This is a genomic window from Gilliamella sp. GillExp13 (assembly GCF_001690815.1).
Classification (GTDB): Bacteria; Pseudomonadota; Gammaproteobacteria; order Enterobacterales; family Orbaceae; genus Gilliamella; species Gilliamella bombi.
In genome coordinates this window covers 1-2,071 of record NZ_LZHJ01000062.1, presented here as the reverse complement: position 1 = coordinate 2,071, position 2,071 = coordinate 1, and the positions used below count along the sequence as shown (strand labels likewise).

5 protein-coding genes and 1 pseudogene are annotated in these 2,071 nt (G+C 37.3%); 2 read left to right on the top strand and 4 right to left on the bottom strand.

The features are described from left to right. From A9G37_RS04485 to A9G37_RS13165, 4 genes and pseudogenes are all read right to left on the bottom strand, one after another. Positions 1 to 308, bottom strand: a pseudogene (locus tag A9G37_RS04485) (RHS repeat-associated core domain-containing protein); the annotation flags it as partial. Between the two features lie 20 nt (positions 309 to 328). Then, a complete protein-coding gene (locus A9G37_RS04480; protein WP_065574748.1) occupies positions 329 to 595 on the bottom strand; it encodes an IS3 family transposase in 267 nt (88 codons plus the stop codon). Between the two features lie 131 nt (positions 596 to 726). Next, positions 727 to 951, bottom strand: a complete 225-nt coding sequence (locus A9G37_RS04475; RefSeq protein WP_065574747.1) for a hypothetical protein — start codon at positions 949 to 951, stop codon at positions 727 to 729. Between the two features lie 163 nt (positions 952 to 1,114). Beyond that, positions 1,115 to 1,240, bottom strand: coding sequence for a hypothetical protein (locus tag A9G37_RS13165; RefSeq protein WP_255306850.1), 126 nt, complete (start codon positions 1,238 to 1,240; stop codon positions 1,115 to 1,117). Positions 1,241 to 1,359: 119 nt separating this feature from the next. On the opposite strand from A9G37_RS13165, the gene A9G37_RS04465 reads away from it, so the two are divergent. Together A9G37_RS04465 and A9G37_RS04460 are read left to right on the top strand one after the other, a co-directional pair. Next, positions 1,360 to 1,644, top strand: coding sequence for a transposase (locus tag A9G37_RS04465; protein ID WP_141671056.1), 285 nt, complete (start codon positions 1,360 to 1,362; stop codon positions 1,642 to 1,644). Beyond that, positions 1,644 to 2,071, top strand: a 428-nt coding sequence (locus A9G37_RS04460) for an IS3 family transposase (protein WP_141671055.1), incomplete at its 3' end; no start/stop codon positions are given. The genes A9G37_RS04465 and A9G37_RS04460, both read left to right, overlap by 1 nt.

Below are 2,071 nucleotides of genomic sequence, written 5' to 3'. Positions count from 1 at the left end.
CCTATAGGTCTAGGGTCTTTTGGATTCTTTGCTCTGTCAATTAATTTTTGTGCATTAATTTGAGAACCATGTTGATTACGAGCATGTCCATATTTTTTATAACTTTTTCCTGCCTGATGGTTTGGCTTACAACTCATTAATCCAAATGGATCAACCCAAGTCAAGGTATTAGGCGCATACTGATAAAGATTAATACCACCAGCTAAGCCTATGGGGTCGGGCTGGGTGAAGCGTCCGCAGTTAGGGTCATAATACCGAAATGTGTTGTAATGTAAACCGGTTTCTTTATCGTAATATTGCCCCCGCAATTATCCCAACAATTGCCTGCTCAGCTCATACTTTGCTTAAGCCCATGGTGTAACACTAATCGCTTAAAAGCAGCACTACAATATTGGCTTCCTCGGTCACTGTGAATTAAGACGCCTTTAGGAAATTGACGACAAAATAAAACATTTTTGAGCGTGTTACAAACTAAATGCCTATCAATAGGTGAACTAGTTTGACTTCCAATTACTTTTCGACCAAATAAATCAATAATGACACAACGGTATAACCAACCTTCTCTCGTTTTGATATAAGTGATATCAATTACCAAACTTGATTGGGTTTATTAGGATTAAACTGCCTATCTAATGTATTGGGCAACGTGTTATAAGATAACGTGGGGGCCATCTTAGGTTTAAATTTGCGCACAGCTTTACTGCGTAATTCTAATTTTTGCAATACTCAACTGACCGTTCTTTCGGATATATCATAACCTTTCTCTCTCATATCGTGCACTAGACTTGGTGCGCCTAAACGGGCTTTATGTTGCCAATAAAGCGCTTTTACATTATCAAATAGTTCATTTGATTTTGGCGCTCCTTTTGGCCAATTATAATAATCCGATAGGCTAACATTTAATTGACGGTAAATCTGTGGCACTGAATACGATGATAAATGTTGTTTCATATAGCTGTACTTTACCAACTTGGATTGTTGATAAAGTACACCTGCGCCTTTTTTAGAATTTCATTTGCCATTATTAGTTCTTTGTTTTCTTTTTCTAGTGCAATCATTTTTTGTTGCTCTGGGGCTAGTTCTCGTTTATTGGTTTTATTCGGATTGATTTGTCTTATCTATCAAGTGTAGATTTACCTATGCTTAAATAATTAGCTATTTCTGGTAATGAAAGATGCATATTAGATAATGCATAATCAACCGACTGTTGTTTGAACTCTGTACTAAATTTTTGACACATAATGTATTCTTCTATGATTGTTAGTTATATCATAGAGGTGACATTTGTCTATTTTTGGGGATAGGATCACCCTGTAACTCTCCCCTAAAATAGTACAGCAAAAAAGTAGAAAATTCTCTATGATAAAAGTAAAAGGGGATTTAATGATGAAAAAAATGACTGAACATCAAATCGTCGCTATTTTAAAAGAAGCTGAAGCAGGTATTCCTGTCAAGGAACTCTGCCGTAAATATGGCATGGGTAATTCAACTTTTTATAAATGGCGGGAAAAATACGGCAGAATGGAAACTTCGGATATCAAACGCTTAAAAGAGCTGGAGGCTGAAAACCGCAAACTTAAGCAGATGTTTGCCGAGCTGAGCTTAAAATCACAGCTTCAGGAAGAAATCATAAAAAAGCTTTAGTGCCCACAAAGGCACGTAAAACGTGGGCACAGCAACTACAACAAAATCATTCTGTTACTATAGCTATGAGCTGCGCTATCGTTGGCTTAAGCCGTTGTGCTTACTATTATCAACCTAAGTTACAGGATGATTCGGTGATTGTTTCGGTATTGAATGCTATCACAGACCGGCATTTACGCTGGGGCTTTCCTAAATGCTTTAATCGTATCAGAAAGCTCGGCTATCAATGGAACCATAAGCGTGTTTATCGGGTGTATTGTGAATTAAAGCTTAATCTCAGAGTAAAACGAAAAAAACGCATTCCTCCACGATGCCCGGAAAAGCTATTTGTGCCTAATAAACAAGGTGAATGTTGGTCAATGGATTTTATGAGTGATAGTAGCCGTAATCAACGTCGCTTTAGGACATTCAATGTCATCGATGACTT